This is a genomic window from Dyadobacter sp. CY326 (assembly GCF_021390515.1).
Classification (GTDB): domain Bacteria; phylum Bacteroidota; class Bacteroidia; order Cytophagales; family Spirosomataceae; genus Dyadobacter.
Genome location: NZ_JAJUXI010000012.1, coordinates 244,487 through 251,637, shown reverse-complemented (window position 1 = coordinate 251,637; position 7,151 = coordinate 244,487). Strand labels below are relative to the sequence as shown.

Genomic DNA, 7,151 nt, shown 5'->3' with positions numbered 1-7,151 from the left:
TTGCCAGACTACGGATCTGGTATTGCAAACAGCAGTCTCTCAAAGATAACCCTTCATTGTAATAAGTCCGAACTACGTTTCGCTTAAAGTCTTCCCAATAGCTGCGGCCATACTGTGGCAACAAACCCTGACTGCCCGACTTCTGATAATGATCGATCCACTTCCTTAATAATGAATCGGTTATTGCAAATTTCGTTGCCAAACCGTTCACTGAGTTCCCTTTTAAAAATGCTTTGACAAGCATAAGCCGGAAAGCTGCACCGTGTTTTCTGTTTTTGCCCATAAAAATGCCCCCAAGAAGTGTCTAACTTTTTGGGGGCAGTGCAATCCGGTTTCGCTTTTTTTGTGCGCTATCAAATATCTTGTTCAAAAGGCGTAGATAAATTTTCTGGCGACTTTAACAAGAAAATCCAAATGATGCGCCTGCTAACATTCCTATTTATTCTTTGCTGTTCTGCATTATCGAATGCTCAGGAGATTTCTACAACAAAACCCTGGACTTATTGGTGGTGGATGGGAAGCGCAGTTAATAAAGCTGACATTTTTGCGCAGCTCAAATATTTTCAGGAAGCTGGCGTGGGCGGCGTTCATATCATTCCGATTTATGGAGTCAAGGGCTATGAATCCCAGGCTGTCCCATTTCTAACGCCGCAATGGATGGACCTGATGCAATATACAGTTCGTGAAGGAAGACGCTTAGGGCTTGGCGTGGATATGACAACCGGAACTGGCTGGCCATTTGGCGGGCCCAATGTAACTCCCGATTTGGGAGCCAAAACCATGACGGTCAAAAACAACCAAATCGACGTTCAGCCTACCAAGCAAAAAGTGAAACGGGCAGCGCCTGGTGGCGAAGGCCTTGTCTTAGATCCGTTTCATCCCACAGCGATGGCGCAATATCTTTCCCGGTTTGATACTGCCTTAAATGGTCAAAAGGACTTGCCGCGCGCAATGTATAACGACTCCTACGAAGCCTACGGAGCAAATTGGACTGATGATTTTCTTTTAGAATTCAAGAAAAGAAGAGGATATGATCTAAACAATCATCTATCGCAGCTGATAGACTCGACAGGGGACGCCACTTCTCAACTCGTAAGAATTGATTATCACCAGACACTTGCCGAATTGCTCAGAGAACGCTATGCGCAACCTTGGACAGCATGGAGCACAAAGCATGGCTTTCTGACCAGATATCAGGCACACGGTTCCCCAGGCAATCTCCTCGACCTTTACGACGCGGCATCAATTCCTGAAACAGAGTCTTTTGGAACCAGCCGATTTGACATTCCCGGACTTCGCATTGATCCGGATTATTCGATTGACCAATTTGGGACGCCGAATTCATTGGCAATGAAATTTGCTTCTTCCGCCGCACATTTTTCCGGGAAAAAACTGGTGAGCTCCGAAACCGGAACGTGGCTCGCTAACCATTTTAAAGTTTCATTGTCTCAAATCAAGCCGCAAATTGATGAGCTTTTTACAGCTGGCATTAACCACATTTTTTATCACGGCAGCACATATTCGCCTGAAAAAGAAGCCTATCCAGGCTGGCTTTTTTACGCTTCAACGAACTTTGGTAAGCACTCACATTTTGCTGAGCACTTTTCTCTGTTAAATAAATATGTAGAACGCTGTCAGGAACTGTTGCAAAACAGCAAGCCAGACAATGATGTGTTGGTTTATTTCCCAATTCACGACCTGTGGGCGACGCCTGCAAAGTCATCGGGGAACGTGCATTTGTTGGAAGTGCATCATGTCGATCGCTGGCTTCTGGATTTACCTTTCGGTAAATTGACGCAACAACTTTGGAAACAAGGTTTTGCATTTGATTATGTCTCCGATTTGCAATTGAAGCGTTTGCAGCTCAACAAAAATGGCGATTTAACAAGTGGCAATGCTTTTTACAAATCACTTGTCATTCCTGCAAGCACATACATGCCCGAGGAAACACTCAGAGAATTGAAGCGCCTGGCTGCCGCAGGGGCCAAGATTATTTTTGAAAATAACCTTCCCCTTAAAGTCACTGGTTATGCGAGTGATAATGTAAGGCAAAACGGTTTTGTTAATGCCTTAGCGGATTTGGGAAAACAAAAGAATGTGCGGATTTCCAATAATGTCAAAAAAGAGCTTGCAACGATGGACGCTTTCCCTGAGACAATTTCTGAAAGTGGGCTAACATTTATCAGAAAGAAAACTGCGAACGGCAAGACGCTGTATTTCATCTGCAATTTGTCAAACTCATTTTCCGAAGGTTGGGTCAAATTAGGCCGAAAAGGGCATTTTGAAAAGATGAACCCTTTGTCCTCAACGGACGAGCAATGGAGCGGGCTTTCTGAGAAAGGGTCGGAGATATATTTGACTTTGCAGCCCGGTCAGTCTTGCTTTTTGCGGGAAACCGATTCGGGCTCGCCGAACCAGCCGCAAACATTGGCCGCCAAGCAATTTGAATTGAAAGGAAATTGGAAACTCACATTTCTCAAAGGCAGGCCTAATGTGCCAAAACCTGCTGAATTTACAGCGCTGAAAAGTTGGACGTCACTGCCGGACTCAGCAGTCTATTTTTCAGGAACAGCACGATATCAATTGCGTTTTGATTGCCCCGAAGAACTTTTAACAAGTCGGGTTAAGACCTTGGATCTCGGAGATGTCCGGGAAGTGGCAGTTGTGAAACTGAATGGTAAATTTATCGGGACAGCATGGAGCATTCCTTTTCAACTAAATATTGCTGACAAATTGAAAGCAAAGGACAATGTGCTTGAAATAGAGGTGACTAATCTTTCGGCAAATTATATGCGACTAAGAGACACACAAAAGCCCGATTGGAAGAAATTTGAAGACATTAACATTGTCGACATCACCTATAAAAAGTTTGATGCCTCGAAATGGGAGCCGATGCCATCTGGCTTGTTAGGGCCGGTTATGATCCTTTTTCACTGATCTTATTCCCAAAGCGGATAATGTTCAAGCTGAATCTGGCGTCCGAAGAAAATGTTAGTTGATTGTTCAAAAGACAGCGTGTAATCCGAAACGTAAAACGAGCGTTTTCCTTCGCCTTTTTCGTTAACGAGATAATGCTGTTCCAGCCAGGATTTCAGTGAAAATGCCACAATTTCCGAAGTGTCAAGTATTTCAACATTGCTTTTATAAAACTGGCTGATCTGGTTTTTGATAAGCGGATAATGTGTGCAACCCAAAATCAATGCCTCGATGTCGGAAATCACAGGGTCTGATAAATAGCTTGTGATAATGCTTTCACTGATATTATTATCAAAAAAACCTTCCTCGATCATTGGCGCAAGCAACGGCGTGGCGAGCGATTTTAGCTGAATGTTTTTGGCAAGCGCGTCAACCTTTTTTTTATAAACATTGGACAAAACCGTCTGCTTTGTTCCGATAAGGCCGATTGTTTTGCCATCATAATGTTCCTTAATGTAATCAACCACCGGGTCGATCACATTCAAAACCTTCGCTTTGCTCCCCACATATTCCCTAACCAGCTCATAAGCAGCCGCTGATGCAGAGTTGCATGCAATTAAAATCAACTTGCAGTTTTGCTGAAGAAGCATATTGCAAATCTTTATCGAGTAAGCCTGAATGGCAGCCGTAGATTTATCTCCATAAGGAAGATGCGCCGTGTCACCAAAGTAAATCGTGTTCTCCTGTGGTAAAAGCCTTGTAACTGCACTCGCAACGGTCATGCCGCCAATGCCGCTGTCAAAAATTCCAATTGGCGCCGAAGAATCAAACATTGTGTATTGGGTAAATCCTTTGTAATAAGAGATATTTGGTTCAAAACTAAATGAACGCCTCGAATAAAGGTTTTAGAATGAATCATTTTCTTCAAAATTTTTAGATGTGATGCAACCTCCGGATGAGGAATGTGCATCTAGCTGTTGAAACCACCAAATAAATGGGTCGAATTTTATCACTTTTTAGTAACGAATCTCAGCTGATCAAAGCGCTTAGGAAGGAAGATCCCAAGGCGCAGCGGCAGTTGTACGATAAATACAGCGCTCGCATGCTGGCTTTATGTTTTCGTTATATCTGTGATGATATGGCTGCTGAGGATGTGATGGTTGAAGGTTTTTTGAAAGTGTTTGCGAAAATAGCTCAGTTCAGCGAAGAAGGAAGTTTCGAAGGATGGATTCGCAGGATTATGGTCAATGAAGCATTGGGCTATTTGAGAAAACAAAAACGGATTCTTGAAGACACATTGTCGGACGAAGCGAACAACATTCCGGATTACGCGCAGGCTGATAAAAATCTGGAAACGCAGGAATTGCTTGCATTAATCGAAGCGCTTCCAACTGGATATCGCACGGTTTTTAACTTATATGCGATAGAAGGTTATTCCCACATTGAAATTGCAGAAATGCTAGGAATAGCAGAAAGTACATCAAAATCGCAATTGCACAGGGCAAGGGCAATGTTGCAAAAAATGGTTTTGGATTGGGAAAATGATTTTAAAAAAAAAGTAGAATATGAAAAAGCATCCTATTGATGACCTTTTCAAACGCAGATTATCGGACATTGAAAGAACACCGACATCTGCCGCATGGCAAAAAATTGAGGCGCAGGCGAAAAAGGAACGCCGGTTGGGCGGATGGATTTGGTATGCCGCAGCAAGTGTCGTATTGGCGATCATTGTCGGTTATTCGGTTTGGAGCAACGAGCGTGCTAACTCAAACCCGATTGGTTTGGAGAAAGAATTGGCCAACGTGCAGCAGAAACAAATGGAACCTGTTAAAAACGAGGAAAATAAGGATAGTTCGGGCTTGTCCGTTAATGAAAAGCTTGTGCCGGTTCTGCCTAATGTGCTCGCGAACAATGATCGTAAAGCGACGGAAAAGGGTTTGAATAAAACAAAAAGTGAGCGTGACGAGCAGATGAATGTTAGCATCGAACCTGATAAAAATGAGACTGAAAAACTTGCAGAAACCAATTTTATAATCCCGCAAGAGAGCATTGCAGAGTTAAATTCCATTAAAATAAATCCTAAAACAGAAGAAATAGCTTCCGCAAAGATTGGCCCAGAGGCTCCGGAACCGACCAGGACAATCGTTGTGGCTGTCGAAACAGACAGTAATGAAGCTGAGGACAAGCCTAGGTTGTCCAAATTCTCCAAAGTGTTTCGTCAGCTAAAAAATGCGAGGGCAGGCGAGCGCGTGGATTGGGACGAAGTAGGTTTTAATCCGAAAAGTCTGGTTGCGAAAGTTGACGACAGGCTGCGCAACGGAGAGGAAAAAGTGTCGGAAAAGTATCATAACCTCAAAGAGAAAACAAAACTTTAAAAGTTACAGCCATGAAATTCAAGTTATATATCACAGCACTTATCCTCTTTTCAGCATTCCATGTCAATGCACACAAATTGCACGGAAATCGTCCCGAAAATCAATTTGAAAAAGATTCAATCATTATAACATTTGGCAATAAAACCAGATTGATCATTTACGGAGAGAATCGCAAGGAGTTGGATAAAATTATGGCGTATGATCTCAACACTTTATTGAAAGATTTGAAAATCAGATTAGACAGCACTAATGCAGACACAACCTATTTGCGGGAGGAGATCAATGGAAGCAAATATTTGAAAGACAAGTCCGATGAAAAAGATTATGTGCGCATAGGCTTGCGGGGGATTCATATCAAAGATGGCGACACCGAAGTCACGATCAATGCAAAGGGAGTCGAAATCAATGATGATGACAGAACAGTAAGCACAGATTCGGACTATAGACGCACCGGGAAACGGTTTCATAGCAGATATGGCGGAAGTTCCAGTCCGCGCAAAGGGTTCAACATTGCATTGGGGCTGAACGCATATGGAACGAATGAAGCTACGCCAGGCTATAATAAGGCAGATTATGATCTTCGCCCATTCGGTTCGCGTTACATCAGTCTTGGTTACATTGCCAGCACCACCATTGTAAAAGGAAAAAATGCGAGGCTGCACCTGGATTTTGGCGTCGATTTCTCTTGGTACAATTTAATGTTTGACGGCAATAACACCATCACAAAAGATTCGCTAAGAGTCTCGTTTCCAACAATTGTAGATGAAGATGGGAATGAGGTTAACATGAAAAAGACTAAACTGACCGTCCCTTATGTAAATGTTTCCTTTATGCCGACCCTCAGTTTCAGCCGGTCATTTGTCTCTTACATCAGTGCAGGCGTGTATGGAGGATATCGGCTAGGGAGTTACACCAAACTTCGGCGTGAAGGGAGTAAGGACGTCGACCATGTGCGCAAGAACTTTCATATTCAAGATTTGAGATACGGCTTGACCGCAGAATTGGGCATCAGAAAGTTTCCTGACCTGTTTGTCACCTACGACTTTAATAACTTATATGACGAAGGCAAAGGGCCATCAGTTCGCATGTTAAGCTTTGGAGTGAGACTATTTTAGATATCAAAAAGTATCAGATAGCAGTCCTGGACATTGTATTTTGTTCAGGCTGCTATTTTTCTTTGTTTTTTTTCAAAAGAATTTGAGAATTTAAGAAAAGGTTATAATTTTGCGACTCCAAAAAGTGAGACAAGCGGTTTTCACGGTTGTGTTGAAATGTTGATTGGGGGTGTACCAGAGCGGCCAAATGGGGCAGACTGTAAATCTGCTGGTGTATGCCTACGGTGGTTCGAATCCATCCGCCCCCACAGTTTGTGCCACAATGAGCTTCTGAAATCACCAGTTTTAGGAGAAGGCAAAAACAAATGCGGAAGTAGCTCAGCTGGTAGAGCGATAGCCTTCCAAGCTATAGGTCGCGAGTTCGAACCTCGTCTTCCGCTCATTTAAAACACCATCGAAGCGATTAGCGAAAACATTCATTAGATACTTTTTCGCTAATCGCTTTTTGGTGTTAACTGATAGAAATGTTAAACGTAACATTTTAAATGTATTGGAGTTTTGCTTTTGTAGCTCAGGGGTAGAGCACTTCCTTGGTAAGGAAGAGGTCAGGGGTTCAAATCCCCTCAAAAGCTCGGAAGATGAGACTTTGAGTAAAGCACTTCCTTGGTAAGGAAGAGGTCAGGGGCGGCCGCCGCGCGGTTCAAATCCCCTCAAAAGCTCGGAAAAGATTTTGATCCTTGTATTTAGTTTTAATTGATTTTGGAGTGCTTGGCTAGTGTAAGCTAAACAGGATCAATCATTAGTG

The 7,151-nt window shown here is 43.0% G+C and carries 6 protein-coding genes and 3 tRNA genes; 7 read left to right on the top strand and 2 right to left on the bottom strand.

Annotated features, from left to right (window positions below):
- Positions 1 to 283, bottom strand: a 283-nt coding sequence (locus tag LZG73_RS23070) for a helix-turn-helix domain-containing protein (RefSeq protein ID WP_233854914.1), incomplete at its 3' end; no start/stop codon positions are given.
- Between the two features lie 131 nt (positions 284 to 414).
- On the opposite strand from LZG73_RS23070, the gene LZG73_RS23065 reads away from it, so the two are divergent.
- On the top strand, positions 415 to 2,937 hold the full coding sequence (locus tag LZG73_RS23065) for a glycosyl hydrolase (RefSeq protein WP_233854912.1): 2,523 nt from the start codon (positions 415 to 417) through the stop codon (positions 2,935 to 2,937).
- Between the two features lie 2 nt (positions 2,938 to 2,939).
- Here LZG73_RS23065 and murI read toward each other — a convergent pair whose 3' ends face one another.
- On the bottom strand, positions 2,940 to 3,749 hold the full coding sequence (gene murI, locus LZG73_RS23060; protein ID WP_233854911.1) for a glutamate racemase: 810 nt from the start codon (positions 3,747 to 3,749) through the stop codon (positions 2,940 to 2,942).
- A gap of 161 nt (positions 3,750 to 3,910) precedes the next feature.
- On the opposite strand from murI, the gene LZG73_RS23055 reads away from it, so the two are divergent.
- The 6 genes from LZG73_RS23055 (at position 3,911) to LZG73_RS23030 (ending at position 6,978) form a co-directional block, all read left to right on the top strand.
- Positions 3,911 to 4,501, top strand: a complete 591-nt coding sequence (locus LZG73_RS23055; protein ID WP_233854910.1) for an RNA polymerase sigma factor — start codon at positions 3,911 to 3,913, stop codon at positions 4,499 to 4,501.
- Complete coding sequence (locus LZG73_RS23050) at positions 4,482 to 5,291, top strand: hypothetical protein (protein WP_233854909.1); 810 nt, start codon at positions 4,482 to 4,484, stop codon at positions 5,289 to 5,291. Before LZG73_RS23055 ends, LZG73_RS23050 begins: the two co-directional genes overlap by 20 nt.
- Positions 5,292 to 5,302: 11 nt before the next feature.
- The gene (locus LZG73_RS23045) at positions 5,303 to 6,406 is read left to right on the top strand and encodes an outer membrane beta-barrel protein (protein ID WP_233854908.1); all 1,104 of its coding nucleotides are present in this window, start codon (positions 5,303 to 5,305) and stop codon (positions 6,404 to 6,406) included.
- Positions 6,407 to 6,571: 165 nt separating this feature from the next.
- A tRNA-Tyr gene (locus tag LZG73_RS23040) sits at positions 6,572 to 6,654 on the top strand.
- Positions 6,655 to 6,713: 59 nt separating this feature from the next.
- Positions 6,714 to 6,786: transfer RNA gene (locus tag LZG73_RS23035), tRNA-Gly, on the top strand.
- A 120-nt stretch (positions 6,787 to 6,906) separates the two neighbouring features.
- Positions 6,907 to 6,978: transfer RNA gene (locus LZG73_RS23030), tRNA-Thr, on the top strand.
- Positions 6,979 to 7,151: the final 173 nt, after the last annotated feature.

Excerpts from the sequence above, each read along its gene's own strand:
- LZG73_RS23065 (WP_233854912.1), top strand. The coding sequence starts at position 415 with ATGATGCGCCTGCTAACATTCCTATTTATTCTTTGCTGTTCTGCATTA.
- murI (WP_233854911.1), bottom strand. The coding sequence starts at position 3,749 with ATGTTTGATTCTTCGGCGCCAATTGGAATTTTTGACAGCGGCATTGGC.
- LZG73_RS23055 (WP_233854910.1), top strand. The coding sequence starts at position 3,911 with ATGGGTCGAATTTTATCACTTTTTAGTAACGAATCTCAGCTGATCAAA.
- LZG73_RS23050 (WP_233854909.1), top strand. The coding sequence starts at position 4,482 with ATGAAAAAGCATCCTATTGATGACCTTTTCAAACGCAGATTATCGGAC.
- LZG73_RS23045 (WP_233854908.1), top strand. The coding sequence starts at position 5,303 with ATGAAATTCAAGTTATATATCACAGCACTTATCCTCTTTTCAGCATTC.